Origin of the sequence: Streptomyces sp. NPDC001980 (assembly GCF_040296885.1) — a bacterium.
In the GTDB taxonomy this organism is placed as follows: Bacteria; Actinomycetota; Actinomycetes; order Streptomycetales; family Streptomycetaceae; genus Streptomyces.
Genome location: NZ_JBEOYD010000047.1, coordinates 55,044 through 78,092, shown reverse-complemented (window position 1 = coordinate 78,092; position 23,049 = coordinate 55,044). Strand labels below are relative to the sequence as shown.

General features: G+C 69.8%; 25 protein-coding genes and 1 pseudogene. 11 read left to right on the top strand and 15 right to left on the bottom strand.

All coding sequences use genetic code 11. The annotated features are described in order from the left end of the window. From ABT137_RS43310 to ABT137_RS43285, 6 genes and pseudogenes are all read right to left on the bottom strand, one after another. Positions 1-275: pseudogene (locus ABT137_RS43310) on the bottom strand (hypothetical protein); the annotation flags it as partial. A gap of 301 nt (positions 276-576) precedes the next feature. Continuing rightward, a complete protein-coding gene (locus ABT137_RS43305) occupies positions 577-1,590 on the bottom strand; it encodes an alpha/beta hydrolase fold domain-containing protein (RefSeq protein WP_351717831.1) in 1,014 nt (337 codons plus the stop codon). Further along, on the bottom strand, positions 1,580-1,978 hold the full coding sequence (locus tag ABT137_RS43300) for a metal-sulfur cluster assembly factor (RefSeq protein ID WP_351717829.1): 399 nt from the start codon (positions 1,976-1,978) through the stop codon (positions 1,580-1,582). The genes ABT137_RS43305 and ABT137_RS43300 overlap by 11 nt, the downstream gene beginning before the upstream one ends. Continuing rightward, on the bottom strand, positions 1,975-3,051 hold the full coding sequence (locus ABT137_RS43295; RefSeq protein ID WP_351717827.1) for an amidohydrolase family protein: 1,077 nt from the start codon (positions 3,049-3,051) through the stop codon (positions 1,975-1,977). Before ABT137_RS43295 ends, ABT137_RS43300 begins: the two co-directional genes overlap by 4 nt. 37 nt (positions 3,052-3,088) lie before the next feature. Further along, on the bottom strand, positions 3,089-3,511 hold the full coding sequence (locus tag ABT137_RS43290; RefSeq protein WP_351717825.1) for a GlcG/HbpS family heme-binding protein: 423 nt from the start codon (positions 3,509-3,511) through the stop codon (positions 3,089-3,091). Further along, entirely contained in the window at positions 3,508-5,169 is a 1,662-nt protein-coding gene (locus ABT137_RS43285; RefSeq protein WP_351717823.1) for a GMC family oxidoreductase, read from the bottom strand. The genes ABT137_RS43290 and ABT137_RS43285 overlap by 4 nt, the downstream gene beginning before the upstream one ends. Before the next feature lie 466 nt (positions 5,170-5,635). Between ABT137_RS43285 and ABT137_RS43280 the strand changes: the two genes are divergently transcribed. Genes ABT137_RS43280 through ABT137_RS43270 form a run of 3 tightly spaced genes read left to right on the top strand, consistent with a single transcriptional unit; the run spans position 5,636 to position 8,347 of the window. Continuing rightward, positions 5,636-6,934 carry a Rieske 2Fe-2S domain-containing protein gene (locus tag ABT137_RS43280; protein WP_351717821.1) on the top strand — a complete coding sequence of 433 codons (1,299 nt, stop codon included), beginning with the start codon at positions 5,636-5,638 and terminating at the stop codon, positions 6,932-6,934. A 7-nt stretch (positions 6,935-6,941) separates the two neighbouring features. Next, positions 6,942-7,907, top strand: a complete 966-nt coding sequence (locus ABT137_RS43275; protein ID WP_275769007.1) for a PDR/VanB family oxidoreductase — start codon at positions 6,942-6,944, stop codon at positions 7,905-7,907. Then, positions 7,904-8,347, top strand: a complete 444-nt coding sequence (locus ABT137_RS43270; RefSeq protein WP_275769008.1) for a YybH family protein — start codon at positions 7,904-7,906, stop codon at positions 8,345-8,347. Before ABT137_RS43275 ends, ABT137_RS43270 begins: the two co-directional genes overlap by 4 nt. A gap of 52 nt (positions 8,348-8,399) precedes the next feature. On the opposite strand, the gene ABT137_RS43265 is transcribed toward ABT137_RS43270, so the two are convergent. Then, on the bottom strand, positions 8,400-9,113 hold the full coding sequence (locus ABT137_RS43265; RefSeq protein WP_351717819.1) for a TetR/AcrR family transcriptional regulator: 714 nt from the start codon (positions 9,111-9,113) through the stop codon (positions 8,400-8,402). 351 nt (positions 9,114-9,464) lie between these two features. Continuing rightward, positions 9,465-9,974 carry a helix-turn-helix domain-containing protein gene (locus tag ABT137_RS43260; RefSeq protein ID WP_351717817.1) on the bottom strand — a complete coding sequence of 170 codons (510 nt, stop codon included), beginning with the start codon at positions 9,972-9,974 and terminating at the stop codon, positions 9,465-9,467. A gap of 609 nt (positions 9,975-10,583) precedes the next feature. On the opposite strand from ABT137_RS43260, the gene ABT137_RS43255 reads away from it, so the two are divergent. Then, the gene (locus ABT137_RS43255) at positions 10,584-12,245 is read left to right on the top strand and encodes a SpoIIE family protein phosphatase (protein ID WP_351717815.1); all 1,662 of its coding nucleotides are present in this window, start codon (positions 10,584-10,586) and stop codon (positions 12,243-12,245) included. 104 nt (positions 12,246-12,349) lie between these two features. Here ABT137_RS43255 and ABT137_RS43250 read toward each other — a convergent pair whose 3' ends face one another. The 3 genes from ABT137_RS43250 to ABT137_RS43240 all read right to left on the bottom strand — a co-directional run bounded on the left by ABT137_RS43250 (position 12,350) and on the right by ABT137_RS43240 (position 14,502). Then, positions 12,350-12,637: a hypothetical protein gene (locus ABT137_RS43250; protein WP_351717813.1), complete on the bottom strand. Its 288-nt coding sequence runs from the start codon at positions 12,635-12,637 to the stop codon at positions 12,350-12,352. 186 nt (positions 12,638-12,823) lie between these two features. After that, entirely contained in the window at positions 12,824-13,480 is a 657-nt protein-coding gene (locus ABT137_RS43245) for a response regulator (RefSeq protein ID WP_351717811.1), read from the bottom strand. Then, positions 13,477-14,502: a sensor histidine kinase gene (locus tag ABT137_RS43240; RefSeq protein ID WP_351717809.1), complete on the bottom strand. Its 1,026-nt coding sequence runs from the start codon at positions 14,500-14,502 to the stop codon at positions 13,477-13,479. The genes ABT137_RS43245 and ABT137_RS43240 overlap by 4 nt, the downstream gene beginning before the upstream one ends. Positions 14,503-14,628: 126 nt before the next feature. On the opposite strand from ABT137_RS43240, the gene ABT137_RS43235 reads away from it, so the two are divergent. From ABT137_RS43235 to ABT137_RS43210, 6 genes are all read left to right on the top strand, one after another. Continuing rightward, complete coding sequence (locus tag ABT137_RS43235) at positions 14,629-15,363, top strand: ABC transporter ATP-binding protein (protein WP_351717807.1); 735 nt, start codon at positions 14,629-14,631, stop codon at positions 15,361-15,363. Continuing rightward, complete coding sequence (locus ABT137_RS43230) at positions 15,363-16,151, top strand: ABC transporter permease (protein WP_351717806.1); 789 nt, start codon at positions 15,363-15,365, stop codon at positions 16,149-16,151. The genes ABT137_RS43235 and ABT137_RS43230 overlap by 1 nt, the downstream gene beginning before the upstream one ends. A 391-nt stretch (positions 16,152-16,542) precedes the next feature. Then, on the top strand, positions 16,543-16,896 hold the full coding sequence (locus ABT137_RS43225) for an SPDY domain-containing protein (RefSeq protein WP_351717804.1): 354 nt from the start codon (positions 16,543-16,545) through the stop codon (positions 16,894-16,896). Positions 16,897-16,997: 101 nt separating this feature from the next. Continuing rightward, positions 16,998-17,288 carry a hypothetical protein gene (locus ABT137_RS43220; protein WP_351717802.1) on the top strand — a complete coding sequence of 97 codons (291 nt, stop codon included), beginning with the start codon at positions 16,998-17,000 and terminating at the stop codon, positions 17,286-17,288. Positions 17,289-17,303: 15 nt separating this feature from the next. Continuing rightward, entirely contained in the window at positions 17,304-18,125 is an 822-nt protein-coding gene (locus ABT137_RS43215) for an SPDY domain-containing protein (protein WP_351717800.1), read from the top strand. Between the two features lie 134 nt (positions 18,126-18,259). Next, positions 18,260-18,679 carry a hypothetical protein gene (locus ABT137_RS43210; protein WP_351717798.1) on the top strand — a complete coding sequence of 140 codons (420 nt, stop codon included), beginning with the start codon at positions 18,260-18,262 and terminating at the stop codon, positions 18,677-18,679. Between the two features lie 60 nt (positions 18,680-18,739). Here ABT137_RS43210 and ABT137_RS43205 read toward each other — a convergent pair whose 3' ends face one another. The 3 genes from ABT137_RS43205 to ABT137_RS43195 form a co-directional block, all read right to left on the bottom strand. Continuing rightward, positions 18,740-19,435, bottom strand: a complete 696-nt coding sequence (locus ABT137_RS43205) for a hypothetical protein (protein ID WP_351717796.1) — start codon at positions 19,433-19,435, stop codon at positions 18,740-18,742. Positions 19,436-19,514: 79 nt separating this feature from the next. Further along, positions 19,515-19,958 (bottom strand): hypothetical protein, encoded by a 444-nt coding sequence (locus tag ABT137_RS43200; RefSeq protein WP_351717794.1) that lies wholly within the window; start codon positions 19,956-19,958, stop codon positions 19,515-19,517. Between the two features lie 168 nt (positions 19,959-20,126). Further along, complete coding sequence (locus ABT137_RS43195) at positions 20,127-21,869, bottom strand: relaxase/mobilization nuclease domain-containing protein (RefSeq protein WP_351717838.1); 1,743 nt, start codon at positions 21,867-21,869, stop codon at positions 20,127-20,129. 83 nt (positions 21,870-21,952) lie between these two features. Between ABT137_RS43195 and ABT137_RS43190 the strand changes: the two genes are divergently transcribed. Then, positions 21,953-22,438 (top strand): hypothetical protein, encoded by a 486-nt coding sequence (locus ABT137_RS43190; RefSeq protein ID WP_351717793.1) that lies wholly within the window; start codon positions 21,953-21,955, stop codon positions 22,436-22,438. An 8-nt stretch (positions 22,439-22,446) separates the two neighbouring features. Here ABT137_RS43190 and ABT137_RS43185 read toward each other — a convergent pair whose 3' ends face one another. Continuing rightward, positions 22,447-22,917: a plasmid mobilization protein gene (locus tag ABT137_RS43185; protein WP_351717791.1), complete on the bottom strand. Its 471-nt coding sequence runs from the start codon at positions 22,915-22,917 to the stop codon at positions 22,447-22,449. Positions 22,918-23,049: the final 132 nt, after the last annotated feature.

Below are 23,049 nucleotides of genomic sequence, written 5' to 3'. Positions count from 1 at the left end.
GCCGGGATCGCCTTCATGATCGGCCCCAGCGCTTTGGCGATGCCGTCCTCGGGCATGCCGTAGTCGCGCAGTGCCCGCGGCGCGTTCAGCGCCTGACGCAGGGCGCCCAGCCCGGCGCTCGCATCCTCGGTGTGGAAGACCGTGCTGGCGTAGACCGCTTCCTTGCCGCACCGCCCGGACTGTGCCGCGTTCCGGCGGAAGGCGACCACCTGGCTGGCCGATCGGCCCCGCGCTCCCGGCCGCTGAACAGCGTCAACCAGGTCGGGGTCGTCCACTCCGTCGGGACCACAGAGACCGTCCTGACCGCCTTGCTCCACCCACCTCGGTCGCGGTACCCGGAAACCCGGCTCCGCCGTACTGGTCTGCAGTCCTGTTTCTGGGGGCCCGCGAGTGTCGGGCGGGGTCGTCGTACCCTGACCCTTGTCACGTGCCGCGAAAGGTGGACAACGCCGAGCGGCAATCGGACAGCGCGTCGGCACAAGACGCCTGGAGTGACGATGAGGCGCACGATGCCGTGAGAGGTGTCACCGATGTGGTAGCGGAGCGCGGCCGATGTCGGCGTAGCGCCGTGCTGGGTCAGGTGTTCCAGGGGTCCGTTCGCAGGTGGCGGTCGAAGAAGCGCTCGATCAGCTGGGGGGTCAGCCGCACGGAGCCCTCGGCGTCCGGGAAGCGTGAGGACCGTACCGTGGCCGTCATGGGGTTCAGTTCCCAGGCGCCGGTGTTGAGGAGGCCGTGGTCGGCGCCGTGCACCAGCAGCAGATGGGACTCGGCGCCCGCGGCGACCAGGGTGTCGTGGAGGCGGCGGCTCTGGGCCGGGCCGATGAGCAGGTCGGCGTCGCCGTGCAGGAGCAGCACGGGCGGCACCCGCGGGTGGGCCTGCCGGGCCGGGCTGGCCTCGACCGCGCCGGCGGCCCGGTCCGACGGCCGGCCGCCCAGCAGACCCCACGCCGGATCGGAGGGATCCACGCCCAGCATTCCACCGGGCAGCGCGTCCTCATTGAGCCGGAGCAGGTCGGTCGGGGGATAGCCCGCCACCACCGCACGTACGCCGGGCACCGCGGGGGAACCGTCGGCGTCGGTGGCAAAGGCCGTGAGCAGTGCGAGGTGCGCGCCGGACGAGCTGCCCCACAGGCCGATCGAATCCGGGTCCAGGCCGTAGGTGTCCGCGAGGTCGCGCAGGCGGGCCAACGCGGCCTGTACGTCGTGCAGTTGCGCGGGCCAGACGGCGACCTCGGAGGAGCGGTACTCGATGTCCGCCATGGCGTATCCGCGTTCGGCGAAGAGCCGGGTCAAGCGGGGCCCGTAGCCTCGGCGTTGATGCCGCCAGCCGCCACCCGGCAGCCATACGATCACAGGGGTGGGTGCCGACGCGGACGACGTCGGCAGGTACAGATCCATCCGCAGGTCCGCACCCGGTGCCGAGCCGTAGGCGATGTCGCGCAGCACCCGGACGGAAGTCGGGTCGACCCTCTCGGGCGGGAGCGGTGCCCGGCTGAGCCCTTCCATGAAGCGGCCCATGACCGCGGCGTTGTTCGCCGCCACGGCCGTCGGGTCGGAGGTGTGCGGCTGCTGTGAGGTCTCACTGGTCAACGGCTGGTCCTGTCCTGGTCATGGCGAGAAGGGGGAGGGTACGACGCTTGTGTTCACGGTGTTCGTCGAGCCGTTGCCGGTAGTGCGATGCGAGCCTGTCCGGGGTCCAGTCGAAGTCGTCCGCCAGCCGCACGTCCACTGCGGAGACACCGGGCAGAGCCGTGAGCCGGACCTGGGCCTCGGTCGCGAACGAGCCGATGAGCACGCAGCTCGGCTCGGTCACGCCGACGGTGACCGCGATGCGCTGACCGCCGGCGCCGTCGTCCTGTACGCGAATGTCACCGACGAGTCCCATGTCGTCGAGTCCGGCGGGGATTCCCGCGGTGATGCTGCACGGATCGAGGATCTCGTTGAGCGTCGCGCGGACCTGGGTTTCCGTGACCGTCATCGGGCACCGGCCAACGCGTCGTCGACCGGGGCTACGCGTCCGCCCCACGGCTCCTGGAGTTCGGTGGTGTCGAACTCGTCGCCTCGGATGCGCTCGCGGAGGTCCTTCTCGTCGATGCCGTGCATCCGCAGGAAGTTGCGGCCGAGGATGCCGGCCTTGATCTCCTTGGTGAGCTCGGGCAGCCCGTACTCCTCGATCAGGTCACGGGGCATCTCGAAGTTCCAGAACGCCTCGATCGCCGGCCGGGGGTGGACGGCGTCGCAGCCGGTCGCCCAGATGATCCGCTCGGCGGCACCGGCCTGTAGGAAGGCACCCATTGCCTGGGCGAAGCGGCGGGGCGCGTAGACCGCCATGAACGACGTGGCCTCCAGGTTGACCCATATGTTGCGGAAGGACTCCAGCTGAAGGGCCGTCTCCTCGACGAAGGCCATGCCGCCGTGGACGACTTCGAAGGTGAGGTCGGGGAAGGCCAGCGCGGCGGCTTCCACGTCGCCCATCCCGAGGGCGGAGGTCGGCCCGGGCCCGACCGGGAGGGCCTTGTGGATGGCCACGACCTTCAGACCGTGCTGCCGGGCCCGCTCGAACAGCGGGAAGCAGATCTCCGGGTCCCCCATGTCCAGCGCGGTCGCCCGGCCCTCGACCACGTCGATCGGATAGAGCTTGAGGGCGTTGACCCGGTGCTCCTCCACCAGCTCGTCCACCCGGTCCAGGGCGCCGGGGCGCAGCGGGGACACCGCGCCGTAGATCAGCACGCGCTCCGGCCACTTCTCGCGCATCTCAAGGCCGATGCCCAGCGCCGAGCCCCCGTCCCGGAAGTGGCCGTAGATGGGCGTCTCGTGGTAGGCGATCACGTCTGTCTGGCTCTCCGCGAGCAGGGCCCGGCCGATGATGTCCGCGCCCGCGCCCTGCATGTAGGTGGAGCGTTCGAGGGTGTATTCGGGGCCGCTGACCCGCTTGTGCAGGCCGTAGAGGTGCTCGCCGATGGCCGCTCCGATGCGCGGGTTGACGCAGTTCTCGGGCCGGAAGTTGTAGTTGTGGGCCACGCCCTCGACGACGAGGAAGTCCTCGATCACGGTCGTTCTCCTTTGGTGTCACGGGTGGCAGAGGCGCTCACGCGATCAGGTCCTTCAGGCCTTCCAGGGCGCGGGAGGCGAGTCGTTCGTCGGTCTCGGCGTCGGCTCCGCCGACGCCGACGGCACCGATGACCTCGCCGTCGTCCACAGTGATGGGCACCCCGCCCGGTACGGCCAGGAGGTCGGCGTCGACGTGGTGCACGGGCGCGACCGCCATCGCGGGTGACGCGGCGAAAGCGGCGAACTTCGAGGTCGGCACACCGGTGACGGCGGCGGTGTAGGCCTTGCGGCGCGCGGTCTCGACCCCGATGGGGCCGACTCCGTCGTCGCTGAGCAGCACCTTGGTGATGCCGCTGCGGTTGACGACCGCCACGCAGATCCGCGCCCCCTCGGCCCGGGCCGCGTCCAGCGCGGCCTCGGCCGCCTTGCGCGCGATGGCGTACGACAGTGGTTCCCTCATCCCGCGGTCCTCTCATGGAGCGGGGCACCGGAGGCTGCCGGGATCCCGCGGATCAGGTCCGAGGCCTTCTCCGCCACGGCGATGACGGTGGCGTTGATGTTCGCGCCGGGCACGGTCGGCAGCACCGACGCGTCGACGACACGCAGTCCGTCGATGCCGCGCACCCGCAGGTCGGGGTCGACGACCGCGGTCTCGGAGGTTCCGATGGCGCACGTGCCGCAGGCGTGGTTGGCGGAGTAACCGGTCTCGCGCAGATAGCGCTCGAAGTCGGCGTCGGTGCGCACGTCGGGGCCCGGTGCAAGCTCCGCCTTGATCATCGGGGCGACCTCGGGGCTGCGCAGGATGGCCAGCGTGGTGCGCACGGTCTCCCGTAGCGCGGCGACGTCCTCCGGCTCGGTGAGCAGGTTGAACGTGATCCGCGGCGGGGCGGCCGGGTCGGCGGAGCCCAGCCTGACCTCGCCGCGGCTGCGGGGGGTCGCGACGGCGTTGAGGGCCACGCAGTGCCGGTCCTTCAGCGGCCGGACGCCGGGGAACCATGGCCGGGCGTCGAAACCGCCGGCCAGGATGCCGAGGAACCCGTCGGGACGGTCCAGGTCGGGGCGGGTGCGAATGTACGCGGAGAGGAACTCGGGCATCCCGGCCAGCGGACCGTTGCCCGTAAGCAGCCAGCGGAGCGCGCCCACCGCCGCGCGGTCGACGCGCAGGTGCTCGTGGAAGGTCACCGGATCCTTGACGTCGAACAGCACGGGAGCCGCCGGGTGGTCCTGGAGGTTGGCGCCGACGCCGGCCAGGTCCGCCACCGGTTCGATGCCGTGCTCGCGCAGGTGATCCGCCGGTCCGATGCCCGAACGCATCAGCAGCTGCGGCGAGTTGTAGACACCCGCGCAGACCACGACCTCGCGGGCCGCCCGGATCACCCGGCTCTGTCCGCCCTTCACGACACGGACGCCCGTCACACGTCCCTGGTCGAGCACGAGCGTGTCCACCAGCACCCCGGTGAGCAGGGCGAGGCCGGGGCGTCGCCGCAGCGCGGGGCGCAGGTACGCGGCGGCGGTGCTGTGGCGTCGCCCACGGTGGATGGCGTTCTCGACCTGGCCTGCTCCGGTGGGGTCCCCACTCTGGGTGTCGTCGGGGAACTCGATGCCCAGCGATCGGGCGGCGCGGTCCAGACGGCGGCCGAAGGGACCTCGCCGGACCGTGGTCGACACGGTGACGGGTCCATACCCGCCGTGGTGCTCGGTGTCCCCGCGCCAACTGCTCTCCGAGCGGCGGAAGTACGGCAGCAGGTCTTCCCAACCCCAGCCCCTCGCGCCGGACTTGACCCAGTCGTCGTAGTCGAGGCGGTGCGCGCGGACATGGGTCGAGCCGTTGATCGATCCGGTGCCGCCGACCAGCCGGCCACGCGGGACCGGGATACGCCTGCCGTTCAGACCCGGCTCGGGCTCCGACTCGTAACCCCAGCCGATGTCCTTGCGTCCCGACAGCAGCCCGACCCCGAGGGGGAGTTGAACGAGCAGACCGCGGTCCGCGGGCGGGCCGGCCTCGATCAGCAGCACCCGTGTCCCGGTGTCCGCGGACAGGCGCGCGGCGAGGACGCAGCCGGCCGTACCCGCGCCGACGACGACGTAGTCGTACTCGGCGCTGTGCCCGGCGCTCATACGGAGGGTCCTGCGCTGGGTCCGGACATCTCGTCTCCTTCGGCTCTGGAGCGAACGCGCGCTGGAGGAGCTGCGGAAAATCGCGGGGAGGCGGTCGCCGGCTCGGCACGTTCTCAGGTGTTGTCGCGAGGTGCGGCCAAGTCCGCGAGCGGGGCGCCACCTCGGTGCCGGGTCACCGTAACAAGAGCGTCCGGCGATTCGACAGGGGTCTGCAAGTAATTCATCAAACCAGGTCGGAGCCATTGACAGTTTTTCATCAGGGCCGTACAACGGCATGAACGCCTCAGGGGCGCACACCGCTGGCCGTGCCTGTCCGTCTCTGTCCAAGCGTGCCGGAGAGCCGCCGCACGCTTGCGCCGTAACGCCTCGCGACAGCGCGAAGCAGCCTCGACCGCGGGCTGTCCGACCCCTCGAACGGCCCTCGTACACGCGTCCCCACTGCCTCAACGCCGAGGAGATGGTCCACATGACCGACATGACCGTGCCCGACACGGGAACCGGCTACGGCCGTAAGCCCTCCTCCCACGACGCCCGCCTGACCGAGGTCGGCCCCGGCACCCCGATGGGCGAGGCGCTGCGCCGCCATTGGCAGCCGATCGCCAGCTCCACCGCCCTGACCAGCGACGTTCCGCACCGAGTGCGCCTGCTGGGCGAGAACCTGATCGTCTTCCGGGACGGCCAGGGCCGCCCCGGCGTCGTCTTCGAGCGGTGCGCGCACCGCGGCAGCAGCCTCTTCTACGGCCGTGTCGAGGAGGACGGCATCCGCTGCTGCTACCACGGCTGGAAGTTCGACGTGCAGGGCCACTGCCTGGAGCAGGCCTGCGAACTCGACGGCGGCAAGCGCCGCAATCTCGCACGTCAGCCGTGGTATCCGGTGGAGGAGGCCTACGGCCTGGTCTTCGTCTACATGGGCCCGCCCGAGATCAAGCCCCCGCTGCCGCGCTACGACAGCCTCGAACCCCTGGGCGAGGGCGAGAGCTATCACACCAGCTGGATGGTGCCCGGCGCCGAGGTCATCGGCCTGGAGCAGGACTACAACTGGCTCCAGCTGTTCGAGAACGCCGTCGACCCCGTGCACGCCGCGTGGCTGCACTCCAACCACAGCGGGTTCCAGTTCCAGGGCACCGGCACGACCGGCTTCCCCGAGCACTACTACAACCACCGCACCGCCGCCGAGCGCACCACCTACCACCGCACCGACAACGGCGTGAAGTACGTCTGGCGCTACCAGGACACCAAGGGCGACGGTGGCGCACCCGTCGACCTGGAGTGGTCGGTGGAGTGCATGCTGCCCAACATCATCGCCTTGCCCGACTTCATCCGCTCGACCCCCGACGTCCGCAACGACATGCTGATCTGGGTCGTCCCAGCCGACGACACCCACCACCGGCTGGTCTTCTCCATCCGCTCCGCCGACCCCGAGCGGGCCACGTCCTTCATGTTCGGCATCAAGCAGAACGGCAAGGACGGCTGGCAGCTGAGCGAGGAGGAGAAACAGCGCTTCCCCGGCGACTACGAGGCCCAGTGGTCACAGGGCCCCATCACCCAACACTCCGAAGAGACCCTGGCGCCGTCCGACAAGGGCGTCGTCATGCTCCGGCGCATGCTGCGCACGATGCTGGACGACGTCGAGGCCGGACGCACCCCGCTCGGCGTCGCCACCCCCGGCGAGCCGGTCCGCCGTGTGGAGGCCGGCCTCGTCACCCGACCGGAGTCGCCCACGGGGACGGACCGGGCGGCAGCACCCACGGCGGCAGGGGCGTGACCGAAGCGTGAGCACCACCTGGACGGACGCGGTCGTCGTGGCCCGGTACGACGCCACGCCGAGAATCGCGGTCTTCGACCTCGCCCGGGCCGACGGCGACGAACTGTGGGAGTACGAGCCGGGCGCCCACATCGACGTACAGGTCGGTACGGCTGGACTGATCCGGCAGTACTCCCTGTGCGGACCACCGGGCATCCGCAAGCAGTACCGGCTCGCGGTCCTCGACGAGCCCGCCTCGCGCGGCGGTTCACGCGCCATGCACGCCCTCGCCGAGGGCGACACGCTGCGCATCGCCGCACCGCGCAACCGCTTCGGCCTGACGTCCGCGCGCCGGCACGTGCTTCTCGCGGGCGGCATCGGCATCACCCCGCTGCTGTCGATGGCCCAGAGCCTCGACGCCACCGGGGGCGACTACCACCTGCACTACTGCGCCCGCAGCCGGAGCGAGGCCGCGTTCCTCGCCGACCTGGAGAACCATCCGCGGGTCACACTCCACTTCGACGACGAGCCCCCGGAGCAACGCCTGGATCTGGGAAGCGACTTGGGGGACCCCGCCCCTGGGACCGCGGTCTACGTCTGCGGCCCCGGCGGGTTCATGGACTACGCGCTGGGGCGGGCGGCCGAGCTCGGATGGCCCGTGTCCGCCCTGCACAAGGAGCGCTTCAGCGCCTTGCCCCCAGTCGCGGCCGAGCCCGGCGAGGGAGGGGAGGGCGGATTCACCGTGCGCCTGTCCTCCACGGGAGCGGAGTACCTCGTTCCCGAGGACCAGAGCGTCCTGGACGTCCTGCTGGCGAACGGGGTCGAGGCGCCCAACTCGTGTGGACAGGGCATCTGCGGCGAATGCATCGTGCGGGTGCGCGCCGGTGAGCCCGACCACCGGGACGACGTCCTGACCGACGAGGAGCGCGGGGCGGGTCTGTTCACCCCATGTTCGTCCCGGTCGAAGTCCCCGATCCTGGAGCTGGAGCTGTGACCACCTCATCGACCGTGGCGAAAGACCTCGCCGCCGCTGCCCCCGTCCCCGCCTCCGCTCCCGCAACGGTCGAGGAGGCCGAGGCCGCCTGGCTCGCCGCACAGACCCTCCCGGACCCGGAACCGGTGCTCCGCGACCTGATGCATCCCGACTGCGTGATCGTGCACTCGGCGGTGGGCCACATCCACGGCGTCGACGACTGGTTGCGGTACGCGGCACGCCTGGGGCGTACCAGTCAGGTGGACACCCATGACGTGACCGTCCAGAGCTTCGGCACCACGGCCGTGGTCAGCTGTCTCCAGGAGATGCGGGTCGCCTTCGTGCCCGAGCTGACCCCGTTCGTCATCCAGGCCGCCGTCACCCGGGTCTGGGTGCGCTCCCCGTCGGGCGGCTGGCAGCTGGCGCACCTCCAGATGGCCCGGCGGCTGCCGCCCGGCTGAGCGGCGCACGGACTCCCGGAACCCAGGGATCCGGTCGGGGATCCGGTGGTCGTCAGTCCTGGGGCTCGCCGTCCACCGGCGAGCCCTCGTCCTGTGCCGCCTGTGTCGCTGTTGTCGCTTCGGCGAGCGCGGAGACGATCCGGCCCACCTGCTCCGCGTAGTGGTCGATGAACTCCGGTGATTCTGGGTCCTGTTGGCCGAGTTCACGGGCGATCCACGGGATGGCCACCGGAGCGATCGAGGCGGCGAAGAAGACGAGGGCCACGGCCCCCACGTCGAGGTCGCTCCGGAATTCACCGCGCGCCTGCCGGGCGCGGAGTTCCTCGACGTGCTTGAACAGCTCGGCGGCCCGCTCGTCCTCTGCGGGCGGGCGCGTGCCGGGCTCTTCGCGCGTCAGCGTGTGCACCCACGCGGGGTCCTCATGCGCCCAGTGGACGTAGCGCCGCGCGGCATCCGCGAAGGTACGGGCCTGGCTGACGCGCATGGACTCCTCGAGCCACTGATCGCTCAGCGCCTCGTACAGCCCGCGTTTGCCCCCGAAGTAGTAGGTGATCAGCTGATGGCTGACGCCGGCCGACTCCGCGATCCGCACGACCCGGGCCCCGTCGAAACCGTGGGCGGCGAACTCCGCGCCGGCGGCGGCCAGAATGGCCCGCCGGGTGCCCACCGGGTCGCGCTGACGACCGGGATCATCAGGGTGCCTCCGGCGCTGCTGCCTGCCGGACGCCGCTCCCGACTTTCCTGGTGTCGCCTCTTCCCCTGTCACATGGACGACCTTACCGGCGGCCTTGTTGGACAGGCCAACTACTTGCGGCATCCTTTGTGCTCACCGCCGCGGCAACGGTAGTGGGTCGGCGAGGCAGCAGTGGCTGGACAGCCGCCCACAGCTCGTCGTCGACTTCCGCCGAGCCACCTGGCACCCCCGGATGACCCCGCCCCGGAGTGATCCAACCGGCCTCGCCGGCGCCACCGAAAGCCACCGGACGATGTCGAACCGCATCCGGCTCCACACGCCGTCGATGACACGGTCCTCGGGCGTCCGCGTGCCGGTGGGCTGCTGCTCGAACCGTTTGATCGATCAGGGGGCGCTACGGCGCACTGCCTGTGCGCTCTGTCGTCAGGCCGAATATTGCGACTCCACGGGGTCGACGACGTCGACGAGATGGAGCGCTGCCCACAGAATGCCCTGCTGTTCTTTGACGCTCCGCCCCTGCATCTGTTCAGCGCGTCGGATCCGGTACACGACGGTGTTCTTCACCACGTCGAGCTGCGCCGCTGCTGTCGCGGGGCTGCAGTTGCATTCGAGGCGCTCGCGCGGAGTTGGTCGGCTGGGTCTCGTCCCGCGGAAAGTGCGACGCCGGGCTGCAGCGACTGACCCATGCCGCACGAGCCATGGCGGGGACGGTCTTCCGTACGCATGCACAGGTGATGCTCGACGTGCTGGTGGCGCCGTCTCCCGAGGGCGAGGGTGAGCGACTGCTGCGAGCGCGAACCGCCTGCGCTTGCTCACCTGATCGTTTGTGTAGGCCGCCGTCTGTTCCGGTAAGACAGGCAATGGCCGAAGGAGCCGGCAAGCGAGCGCCAGCGTCTTGTTGGATATGGCGGCTTTCTTGGTGGCGCATACCATTTGTATGTGTACGGGAGGACTTCTTCGTGAGCAGGAGCCGAGGTGACCCCTGAGGATGCTGGCCCGGATAACCGCGCAGAGGAGCAGCCTCAGCCGGTGGCGTCCGGCTGCCCGGCGATCTGGGACGAAGGGGGGCGGCGCGAGGGAGCGTGGGGCAAGGAGACCACGGAGACGCTGCCCCTCGTGCTTCAGCACGCGACGATGTGCCTTGGTGGCCTGGGAGCCTTGATGCACCGGTGGGTTCCCTCTGCCGGTCGGCTGAGCCTGGTGTCGGTCAGCGGGATCGCGCCACTAAACGCCGAAGCGTGGGCAGATCTTCACGCTGAGCAGGACGTGGCACCCGTGCGGGCCATGCGGGGTGGCGACTTCGTCTGGGTGGGCGGGGACAGCCTAGGCGTCGGGGCGGCTGGCACGGCGGCAGTGCCACTCCTGGGGGTCGACGGGACGGTCGGAGTGCTGTCTGTACTCACCGCACGGGCTGATGAACCGGGTGAGGTGCAACGGTCCTTCCTGCGCGCGGTGGCGGGGTGGGCTGCTGGGCGCCTGGGCGGCGGGCCAGGCATACCGGCGGGCCCGGGGCCAGTGTCCGGAGCCGAGCGCTCCGTCCGCATGGGTGAGCTGACCGTCGCGCTGGCCGAGGCTGTCACCTCACAGGACGTTGCGGAGGTTTTTGCGAAGCATGTCCTGGCTCCGTTCGGAGCCGACGGGCTGATGTTCACCGTGCTGGAGGGCGGGCGAACACATGTGGTCGCCAGCGTCGGCTACCCACAGGAATTCCTCGAAGCGGTCAGCGGCACTCCGGCCTCCGCCAGTGCCCCGACGCTCGACATAGTGAGTACCCGTGTTCCCCGGTTCGTCGAATCGGGTACGGAGTTCTTGCAGCGATATCCGACGATGAGGGGCTTGTGGGAGCTGTCACCCAAGGAGGCCTGGGCGTTCCTGCCCCTGATGGTGTCCGGACGCGTCTTGGGTATGTGCACGGTGTCCTTCGGCCATCCACGTTCCTTCGGAGACGAGGAGCGCACCTTGCTGACGGCTCTCGGTGGTCTGGTCGGCCAGGCCCTGGAGCGGGCCCGGCTGTACGACGTAGAGCACGCCCGTTCCCAGGAACTGCAGCGCGGTCTGCTGCCCAGGATGCTGCCTCGTCTGCCTGCCACCAGCGCCGCCGCCCGCTACCTGCCCGCAGGAAGAGACGAAGATGTGGGCGGTGACTGGTATGACTTGATTCCACTGTCCGCCGACCGGGTCGCCCTGGTGATCGGCGACGTCATGGGACACGGCATCACCGAAGCGGCGATGATGGGCCGTCTGCGCACCGCCGTACGAACCCTCACCGACCTCGAAATGCCTCCTGACGAGCTTTTTATCCATCTCAATGACCTCGTCAGCGACCTTGGCGAGGACAGCTACGCCACCTGCCTGTATGCCGTTTTCGACCCCGTCGCACGTACTTGCACCTATTCCCTGGCCGGTCACCCCCCGCCCGTCGTCGTCCACCCCGATGGCACCGTCCACATTCCCGACGTGAGTCCGGACCCGCCGCTGGGAGCCGCTGAACCGCCGTTCGACTCTCACCAGCTGGACCTGCCCGACGAGAGCCTTATCGTCCTGTGCACCGACGGCCTCGTCGAATCGCCCACCCGGGATGTTGATCAAGGGCTGGCTCAGCTCCGGCAAATCGTGTCGCAGGCCGCTGCCCACACCGCCTACTTCGACCCCGACGACGAGGACAGCGACGTTCGGCGCTTGGAAGATCTGTGCGACACCGTCGTCTCGGCTCTGCTGCCCGACCCTGGGCAGACAAATGACGACGCCGGCCTGCTCATCGTCCACACCCGATGCACCGATGCCGGAGATGTCGCCTCCTGCGGCCTCCCCGAGGGCCCTCAGGCGGCCGGACAGGCCAGGGCATATGTTCGGGAGCGCCTCCACGTGTGGGGCTTGGAGGAGCTTGTACCCGCCACGGAGCTGTTGGTGAGCGAGCTGGTCGGTAACGTCGTTCGGCACGCCAAGGGCCCAATCCGCATGCGCCTAATGCGCAGCCACTCGCTGACCTGTGAGGTTTACGACGGCAGCCTCACGACCCCGCGCATGCGCCGTGCCACCTACACGGACGAAGGCGGACGCGGCTTGCAACTCGTCGCAGCCCTGTCCAAGCGCTGGGGCGCCCGGTATCTCGATGACGGCAAATGCATCTGGACAGAGCAGGACATCCCGCACGGGGATGCCTCTGGTGAGCCTGGGCTGGTGAATGCCGCTTCGGCGGTGTGACCGGAGGCCCGAGTTCCTGGATGGAGCGTTGGACAGGCGGCCTCCCGGATCGCCTGCGATGAGAGGCAGCCCGTGACGACGGCGAATGAGGTCGCGATGCCACCTCAAGACCGTGTTCGGCGAGACGATCCGAGGAAGCGCCGCAGCTTCGAGCCGGGGAACGGGCGGAGGAGCGCGGCCAGGAATGCGCCGTCCGCGAGCGTGACGCGCATACAGTTGAACTGTCTCTGTGGGACAGGCAACCGGTGCCGCAGTGTCAATCCCTCCGGCTCCGCCACCTGGATCGCGATCACCGCACCCTGGACTCGGATGTCACCGAGAGCGTCATGCGCGTCGGCGAGCTCGCTCAGGCGTTCCAGGATGGTGTCGCCGATCTCCTGGGCACGTTCCATGCACCGCAGTCCCTTCCCCGCTGCCCGCCCACCTTCCTGCGCGCCTGCCTTTACGCCTACCGCTTCTCAATTGGAATGCCCCGTTCCGTTATGGCGGCCTGGGTGTTTGTGGTTTGTCTCATTTGCGGGCCAGGGCATCGTGTCTCACGATCTTGGCCTTCCGCGGCCGATCGAAGGCGGGGCAGACTAGCCGGCGAGGCCGCTGCGGTAGGCGTGGATGACGAGTTGGACGCGGTCGCGGGCATCGAGCTTGGTCAGCAGCCGGGCGACATGGGTCTTCACCGTGCCCGCGCCGATGTACAGCCGTTCGGCGATCTCGGCGTTGGTGAGCCCTTCGGCGACGAGCAGGAGCACTTCGCGTTCACGGGCGGTGACGGCCTCGGGCCGCCGCAGCGGTGTCTGGCCGCGTGGTGGCTGTGCCGGCCTGTTGACGTACGCCGCGATGAGCCTTTTGGTGATGCGCGGCGCGAGCAGCGCCTCGCCCTGGGCGACGGTGCGGACGGCGGACAACAGGTCGAGGTGCGGAGCGTCCTTCAGGAGGAAGCCGCTGGCCCCGGCACGCAGTGCGCCGAAGACGTACTCGTCCAGGTCGAAGGTGGTGAGCATCAGGACACGAGCGTGGCCGGCGGCGGTAATACGGCGGGTGGCTTCGATGCCGTCCATCTCGGGCATCCGCACATCCATCAGGACGACGTCGGGCCGGTGTTCGGCGGCGGCTGCGACGGCGGCCCGGCCCGTTGCGACGCTGCCGATCGACTTGAGGTCCGGGGCGGTGTCCACGATTCCGGCCAGGCCGATGCGGATCAGCTGCTGGTCGTCGGCGACCAGGACCCGGATGGTCACCGCTGCTCCCGCGCCGCAGCACTGGGCTGCGGCCCGTCCACGGGGATGCTGGCCCGCACCCGGAACCCGCCGGTCGCGGCCGGCCCCGCCTGCAGGATGCCGCCGTAGAGGGCGAGGCGCTCACGCATCCCGGGCAGCCCGCGCCCGGTGCGGCCCGGGGCCGGCCGGATGCTGCCGTCGTCGGTCACCGTGAGGGTCACCTCGCAGGGTCCGTACGCGACGGTGACGTGCGCGTTGCTCGCGTCGGCGTGCTTGACCACGTTGGTCAGCGCTTCCTGGACGATCCGGTACGCGGCTGCCTCCAGCCCGGGGGGCAGGGGCCTGACGTGCCCCGTGACAGCGAGGTCGATCCGCAGGCCGGGGCGCCGGGTCCGTTCGGTGAGACGGTTCAGGTCCGCGAGTTGTGGGGCGGGGGCCAGTACCGCGTCGTCCGGATCGTCGGTGTCGTCGTGCAGCACGCCCAGCATGCGGCGCAGCTCGACGAGGGTCTCCCGGCCGGTGGTCTCGATCGCCTCCAGCGCGCTGCGCGCGTCCTGGGGACGGTCGTCGAGCACCAGACGGCCGAAGCATGCCTGGACGGAGATCACACTCATGGAGTGGGCGATACTGTCGTGCAGCTCGCGGGCGATGCGCAGTCGTTCCGCAGCCGCCTCCCGATCGGCGCGGTCGCGTTCCTGACGCACCAGCGTGTGCAGATACCGGCGCCGCTGGCCGACCGCGAAGCCCACCGCCCAGGCGACGGCGAAGAGCAGAGCGAAGGGCACCACGGCCCCGGCGTGTTCGAACCTGGGCAGGCCGGTAGACACCGCCATCGCCAGGGCCGCGGCCAGGGCGATTCCCGCGGTCCGGGCCGGGCGCAGGGACGTGACGCAGAAGAGCGCGAAGGCGAGCGGCAACCCGCCCCAGAAGATCGCCTGCGGATGCCACGGCGCCAGGCCGCACACCGCCAACGACAGGACAGCAAGAGCCTCCGGCCAAGAGGGCCGGAACGACTCCGGGGCCGCATGTGTCTTCCGTTCCACGACCTGAGCCTATGCGCCTGCCGGTTAGGCCCACATCGTCCGCGGGCCCTATGCCGTACGGCAGACCCGGGCCCGAAAAGACCTGCCCGCGGGCAGATGAAGCGTCCTGCCCGTCCCGGCATCGTCATGGACGTGATTCGATGCGAACACCTCACCAAACGCTTCGGCCGCAAGGTCGCCGTCGACGACCTCACCTTCGAGGTCCAGCCCGCCCGCGTGACCGGCTTCCTCGGTCCCAACGGCGCGGGGAAGTCGACCACCATCCGGGCCGTCCTCGGCCTGGACACCCCGGACGCCGGCCGCGCCCTGGTGGACGGCGTGCCCTACCGCCAGGCCGAACAGCCGCTGCGCCGCGTCGGCGCGCTCCTTGACGCCGGGGCCGTCCACCCGGGCCGTACGGCGCGGGCACATCTCGCCGTGCTCGCGGCCACCAACCACATCCGGCGCAGCCGAATCGAGGAGGTACTCGCCCTCACCGGCCTCGCCGACGTCGCCCAACGCAGGATCGGCACCTACTCGCTCGGCATGAAGCAGCGCCTGGGCATCGCCGCCGCCCTGCTCGGCGACCCGCCCGTGCTCATCTTCGACGAACCCGCCAACGGCCTGGACCCGGAGGGCATCAGGTGGATCCGGAGCCTCATGCGGTCGCTGGCCGGCGAAGGACGCACCGTCCTGGTCTCCAGCCACCTGATGAGCGAGATGGCACTCACTGTCGACCACCTTCTCGTCATCGGACGAGGACGTCTGCTCGCCGATGTCCCGATCACCGACTTCATTCCCGCCGGAGCCTCACTGGAAGACGCCTACCTCAACCTCACCGAATCCGCCGTGGAATACCGGACCGAAGGGACGGGACACTGATGCCCACCGCACTGACAGGTGCCATGGCCGGCGAGGTCATCAAGCTGCGTTCCCTCCGCTCGACCTGGATCACCGCTCTCATCGCCGTGGCATTCGGCCTGGCGCTGAGCATCATGGACGTCGCGCACACCGCCAGCGCCTGGCCGCACATGACGACGGCCGATCGGGCCCAGTTCGACCCGGTGGGCGACTCACTCTCCGGCTTCGCCTTCGCCGTCCTCGCCTTCGGCGTCCTCGGCGTGCTGGGCATCAGCAGCGAGTACACCACCGGACTGATCCGCTCGACGCTGACCGCGACACCCCGGCGCGCGCTCTCCTACACCGCCAAGACCCTCGTCATCGGCGGATTCGCCCTGCTGCTGGGCGAACTGACCACGTTCACCAGCTTCTTCATCGGACAGGCCGTCCTGGCCAAGCAGCACCTCGACGTCGGCCTGGGCACTCCAGGCGTACTTCGCGCCGTATCCTGCGCCGGGCTCTACCTGTTCGTCGTCACCGTCGTGGGCTACGGCCTCGGGGCCGTGATCCGACACACCGCCGGAGCCATCGCCGCGCTCTTCGCCCTGGTCTACCTCGGCTACGGCGCAGCCAAAGCCGTCGAAGGCTGGTCCTCCCTGCCCAGCAAGCTCATGCTGAGCAACGCCGCGGACACCCTCGGCCAGCTCCACCCACACCCCCTCCACCCGGAACGCACCCCCTCCCTCTCCTTCGCCCTCTTCGACCTCGCCCTCTACCTCGCACTCGCCCTCACCTGCGGAGCCTGGCGTTTCACTCGCGACGCCTCATAGACACTCCGCCCGACCCGCAGCAGATGTTTCCGCCCTCCATGCCAGGCCCATCACACGCGACATATGCCACACCGGGCAGCAGAAATGGCGGTCGCGATCAGCTGCGACGTCTCCACGTTCGGAGAGAGCAGCTACACAGATCGAGACCGGGATCATCACCTCGACAAGTGAACAGTCAGAGGGGAGTTTTCTCATCGCGTCGTCCCTTGGGCCGGACAAAGGCCACGGCGAATGAGAAAGGGACAAACGAAATGCGGACCTACAACGGGGCACCGATTCCAGTTCGCCTGCGGCAGACAGGAAAGATCGCGGAAAGACTGGCCAACGGGTGCGAGGCCATGTCAACGTAGATGACCTTGCAAGAAACCCCAGGTCAGAGAGGTGATTGCCCGTGACCGTAGCCCCTACGGGCCCCGGTTTCTCTACTACCGTCGAAGCCCTGCGACTGCGGGAGTGGCAGCTCGGCCCCGGCCAGCCGAGCCTGGTCATGGACCAGTTCTCCGCCGAGGACTTCCACCTGATCGTCGATGACCGTGCGGACGTGCACGTCAGCAGCAAGGACGGCAGGTTCTACCTCGGCTGGTTCCCGCTCGGACGCCCCGGCACGGACGGCGAGGGATGGAAGATCGCCGTCACCGGCACCACCAAGGTCCGCGGCTACCACTTGTCGTTCGACACCGAGACGCCGGCCGACATCGTTGCCGCCGCCGTCGCGCGTGTGCTGGAGACCTCACGCCGCCTCTGACAGCGCGGACACCGACGGGTAGTGCCCGCCCTGTGAGTCAGCAGGCCGTCTGAGCGGCGGCCCGCTCCACCGCTCTTTCCTCGCACCCCAGGAGGCTGTTCGTGACGTCCCCGGAGATGACCGTCGGCGTTCTCATCGACCTGTTGTCCGGCTGCGACCCGCATGCTCCGGTCCGCCAGGCCATGAACCCGTTCTTTCCGATGGCCCACCGTTTGGCGCAGGTCCTGCAGTCGGTCGACGAGACCGGCCGGACCGTCGTCTACCTCGCTGAAGGGCGGGGCGAGGACGCACAGCTCGGCCATCTGCCGCCGGAGGTCGCCATCGAGCTGACGTGGCAGGGCCCCGTCCAGGCACCCCTGCGCCGTCCCCGCCGCCGCGCGGGCGGCAACTAGATACGCACCGACCTCTTGGAGGCGCCTCTGTACCCCGACTTCCTGCTCGACTCGTCCAGCCCGCGCGGTGGCCAGCCCGCCTACTGGGTCGGCCCTCGGCACCTGGCCGGTGACGATGGGCGCCTCTACGACGTCGTCGCCGACACCCTCGCCGGTCTGGGCTGGACGAGCCTGATGATCGTCCGCGGACGACGCGAACCGGACGAGGCCCAGGAGGACCGCCAGGTCTTGCGCAGTACCGTCCTGCACATCAGCTCCGACGCCCTGCGCTGGGCCCAGTGGGGCCTGGCGGACGAGCCGTTCCACCTGGGCGAGCTGCCGATCGCCTGGCAGATCTCCGCCCGAGCCGAGGCGCGCAGCCCGCTCGCCCAGTGGTCGGCCTACTTCACCCGCGACGTCCCCGGCGAGGCTGTGGTCGACTTCCTCGTCGCACTCGATGCAAGCGGCCAGCCTGCCGAGCCGCACGCCGGATCCGAGCTGGTCCTTGATTCTGTTGCCGCCAACGGATGGTTCCGCGACATCGACCAGCCCCAGGCGGCAGCGACGGACCCGACGTTCACCTCGCACATCAGCCTCGGCGAGGTCCCGCCCCTCATCCAGGACGCCGATCCGCAGACCCTGTCCGCCGAGGCCGACGAGACGGGACCGGCTGGATGGCAGGCGTGGGCCGAGCCCGCGCTCGGCGCACCGTGTCTGTGGGCGGCGTCGTTCGCCGCCAGCGTCCCGCACGATCTCGTCGCCGCCTTCGCCGCGTCCGTCAGCTCGACCGCACCGGTCCTGCGGCGGGTACTGCCTGAGGCCACCCGGGAACGCCTTCTGCGCGCGCCGGCCATCTAACGTCCCGCCCGTATCTCTCGACGATCGCAGTCCGGCGCCCTCTCAATTGGGGGTGCCGGACTTTCTTGCTTCTCGGGTGAAGTGGCCATTCGGTCTTCGACGCCCAGGAGGAAATGCCGCCTATTGATGGAACGATGCAGGATGCGGCAATGCACCCGAGTTTCGGCGCCTTTCTGGTCATAGCCCACATCGTCGCCGTGACGATCGCCTTGGCGGTCCGTTCACGCCGCAAGCGCACGGCCGCCCTCGTGGCGCAGTGGCAGGCATTCCAGCAGCACCGAAGCTCCGGGCCGGGGCATCTCCTCCAGATGACCCGGGTCTATCAACTCGGCCGCCATGGCTCCAAAGCTGTCGTGACCTGGCGTGACACCGCGCGGCAGCAGGATGCCTGGTTCTGGAACTGGCACGTTCCCCCGGGCGCGTACCTGCTCGTCAACGCCTCCAGCGGCTACGGGCCGCACAGTCACAACCCGAACGTGCTGTATGTACAGCCCGGCCAGGTCCGAGCCTGGGTACCAGGCCAAGCCGCTCGCGCCGCTCAACGTGTCAGCTAATGACGCGCTGCTGCCCCCGACCTGCGGTGGTCGGAGGCAGCAGCGTGACGTGCACGCAGGTCAGCTCGTCGCCGTGGCCTTGTCGAGGGCCTTGTCGAGATGGCGGTCGACGAGAGCCGGGGAGCCGGAGACGACCAGCAGCAGGCTCCCGTCGCGGATCGCGGTCTGCTTGACCACGGTGCTCCGCCCCCCGGCGACGAACGTCAGGAGCTGGCTCCACTGCTCGTCACCGCCGGCGTGGGGTGTGGGCAGCTTCTGCGAGGTCACGTCGATCGGGGTGCCGCCCGCGACGACCTGATAGGTCGGGCAAGCGGTCATGGCGTCGAAGATCCGGTCGATGCCGTCGGAGAGCTTCTTCGCGCTGTCGCTGTACAGCTCCTCGGAGATCTCCGAGGAACTGTTGCCGTAGGTGAAGTCCGCTTTCGCCTTGTGCGGGAAGGCGAGCGTGCCGCCGGTCGCCGCGTCGCCGCCCAGCTCGCTCAGGGCCGGGCAGCCGATGACGGTGACGTCGTCGTGCTGGGCCGGACGCTCCGGCTTGGGCAGGTAGCCGTTGCCGAGGTCGCTCGGGTCGAGCAGGCGGGACGCGAGCGCGGCCGAGGAGAGCGCGGCCGTCTCCTGGACGCCGTGGGACGGCTTTTTCGCCCGGGCGGCGGAGGGGGTCTTGTGCTTGTTTCCGGTGGTGTCGGGGGAGCAGGCGGGCAGGGCGAGGAGGGCGGCGGTGATGCCGAGTGCGGTGGTGGCGACGCGAACGCGCATGACGGAACTGACCCCTTGGTGCTAGGCAACGGGTGGTCAGTGCGGGCCCGCAGGCCCGGTGGGGTCGTAGGGGTGGTGGTCAGTGCCCGAGGTGGCGCAGGCAGTCCTCGAACGTGGCGTGTGTCGCGTCCGCCGGCCCGGAGTGCCGGTTGTACCAGGCGGTGTCGATGCGGGTCTCCTGCTGGTGATGGCCTGCCCGGCAGCGCAGCCAGATCTCACCGCGGGTCGAGAGGATGAGCCAGTCCCGGTACGCGCCGCACTCGGCACAGGCGACCATCTCGCCGACGAGGACGAGGGGCTGCGCCCAGGGCATCATCTTGCCGTCGACCTGGTCGTGGCTCGGCACCCGCAGTTCCGGCGGAAGGAAGTCGTCCACGACGGCGGCCGGTTCGGCGGGCTCCGGCTCAGGCGCCGGCACTCCGAAGCCGGGCGGGACCTGGCCCTGCAGCTGCGCGTGCAGCTCGGCGAACTGCCTCTGAGCTTCGCTCGGCTCCTTGGCCCGGCGGCGTATCCGGTGAAACACCCTGGCGTCCTCCTCTACCTCGTCATCTCGTCCTGCGCGCTTCATGATCGTGCCCCACGCCCCCGGCGGTTTCAATTCACAAAGTCCACAGTCCCCTCTGGCCAGGTCAGCAGGGATACTCGGCTCTCTCGGTGATGCGCTGAGGCCGCGTGCCAGCGTCTTACGGCCTCACCGGGGTTTACGCGACGCCTCCTCTACGCTGCGCCGCCTGCTGGGCGCGGAGGGCCTGGTGGTTGTCCCACGCGCTGCGGACCGGCTCCTTGCGTTGCCGGTCTCGGGCAGGTGGGAGGCGTCGGCAGGCAGTTCGGCCGACCGCCGCATCCGCCACACCAGCACGTCGCTGACGGAGTCCGCCGTGCCGAGTTCGCGACCCCCGGCAACGTCGGACAGGAGTGCGGCCGGGTCGTGGCCGGCGGCTTCGGCTTCCGCGAGGGTCGCCGCCAGCGCGTACCAGCCGGGCTCGGCGAGGATCTGCTCGGCCAGCTCCGGCAGCGCCTCGCGCAGCAGCGCAGTCTGCCGCTGGAGTATCGGCCGACCGAGACGCCGGCCACGCTGGTGGAGCACACCGAGAGGCTGGGCGGCGGCGGCCTGGTAGGCGGTGCGCAGGTGCTCGGCGGCCCGGGTGGCGGCCTCGGCCTGCTGAGCGTGGCCCCTCCTGGCGTGCCAGTGCGCGGCGGCGGTGATCAGGAAGAACAGCATGTCGATCGCCATCGCCGTGGTGGCTCCGTCCTCACCGCGGCCGAGAGCTGGGCCGCCCCGGACGAGGTCGCGGGCGGCCTGCCGCAGGGCTCGATCGTGCCCCCGCACGGCGCGGACGTGAGAGCGCGAGGCCCGCTCGAAAGCCGTTGCAGCGTCTCGCAGTTCGCGACGGGTGTAGGCCGCTGAAGTCTTCGCGAGGGCATCCAGGACCTCGCCGGCCGCTGCGATATGGGCGGCGGCGACCGCGTCCTCGCCGTGCTCGACGACGAGCACGGCCTGCCACACGGCCGATGCCGTCCCGCGGCGCGCGGAGGCCGGACTGCCCGGCCCCGTACCGATCGCACCCTCCCGCCGGGCAGCCGGAACGTCCTGGGCCTCACCGGACCAGCGCTCGCGGATGCGGGGCAGCGACAGGTCGGGGGCCAGGCGCGCGCCGGGGTAGAACACCGGCTCGCCGTCCTTGTTCAGGTCGCCGGGCAGGGCGACCTTGTATCCAAGCACGTCGCCGGAGGGCGCGGTGCGCTTGCGGATCAGGAGGCCGGCGGCGGCGAGCCGGTCGAAGAACTCCTTGTCGCTCCGCGTCCCGGCCACCGCGCGTCGTACGGTTTCGCGTAGTTCCTCGCGGGCGGTGCGCTCGCGACCCTGCCGCTCGGCCTTATGCCGCTCGGCGCTCGTGGGCCGCTGTGCGGCTGTGCCGTCACCCTTGCTGAGGCGCCGCAAACCCAGCTCCGCTTCGAGGACTCGGGCTTGCGCCTGCACACGGATGGCGTCGTTGTCGAGGTCAGGCTTGTATCCGTCTTCGCGGACGAGGGTGGCGACGATGTGGATGTGGTCGTCAGCGTGCCGCACGGCCGCCCACCGGCAGCCCGCTCCAGCCTCGGGGTCGTCAATCCCTGCAGCGGAGACCATCCGACGGGCCACGTCGCCCCATTCCTCATCCGACAGGATCCGGTCCTCACCGCCATTGCGCACGGAGAGATGCCACACATGCTTCTTCGGGCGCTGAGACGGGTCGATGTTCTCGACGGGCTGGTCCAGTAGCTGCTGGAGCTGCTTGAGAGTCGCGGTGGCGTCGCGGCCGGGGTCGGGAGCGTTGTGATCCCAAGAGGCAACGAGGTGGGGATCGGTGTGCTCCTCGAACTTGCCCGGCCCGTAGAGGTAGTAGAGGAGGCCGATGGTGCGCTGCCCGCGCTTCTGGATCCGGGGAATCATGCTGCTGTCCTCGATCGACGATCGACTTCGGTGGGAACTGGAAATGGGGCGTTCTACGTGCGCCGGGCGGGAAGTGCTCACGGATGAGCTGGATATCGCCGCTGTCCGCACTGCTGGGAGTTCTGCTGGGTGCTGGTGCGACGGCGCTGGCGGACCGGCGGCGTTGGCGTCGAGAGGCAGTCACACGCCTGCTGGAGCTGCGCACGCAGCTGTACGCCGAGTACTTGATCGCGATGGAGGAGACGGGAAGAGACCTCCTGCGCGTGCTGCGGACCACGCCCGGCGAGGAACGCGCGACGGCCGCAGACGTGGCGTTCACCGGCTTCAACCTTGGCGGCACACGCCAGCGGATCCACGTCCTGGCTCCGCTCGACGTCGTCCGGGCGGCGGACGACGTCTTTCGGGCTCTGCGACGTGCTCGTGACTACGTCGTGACTGCGGACCAGCGGGACACCCCAGGGCTCCTCGCTATGAAGGACGAGGTCGGAACCCTGCGCGACAGGTTCCAGATGGCTGTCCGGCGCGACGTCCGCGGGCTGCTGGCCGGCAGCGCTTCGTGGTCCGCCTGAACTATCGATCAATCTTGTTCGAGCATCCGGTCGGTGATCGCCTGCACACGTGCGACCGCTCGCTGGACGGCCGAAACGACGGCGTCGAGTTCTGCGGGCTGTCCGCCGCTGTTAATGGCACGAGCAACCTGGTTCAGATTGTTGCCGACTTGCCCTAGATGACGGCGCGCGGCGAACAACTCGGCTATCAGGTCTCGGTGGCCGGCGATGACCGCTGCGGTGTTTTCGGAGTCATCGGCGGCGGCGAGACCGGCACGCACGAGGTAGGCCGGCAGGCTCTTGCGCGACGTACGGGCTGCGGCGGTCAGCCGACTCCACTCGTCGTCGTTGAGACGGATGTTGCAGATGCGCGCGCGCTTGTTCTGCTGGGGGGAGCGCTTACGCGCGGTGGATGGGGGAACGGCGTTGGCGTGGCTTCGCTGCTGCTTCTCCACCCCTGGCTGCGATCCGCCCTCGGTCGCCGCCTGACGGTCCAGCACCCCCCGGTGCTGGCCCGCTCCCGCCACCCCTGGGGCGGGAGATGGCCAAGCTGCCTTCCCCAACGGGGAAGAGTAGCTTGGCCGATAACTTGCTCGCCCCGAGACCGAGTTGGAGCCGGGAGCAGGTTCCGC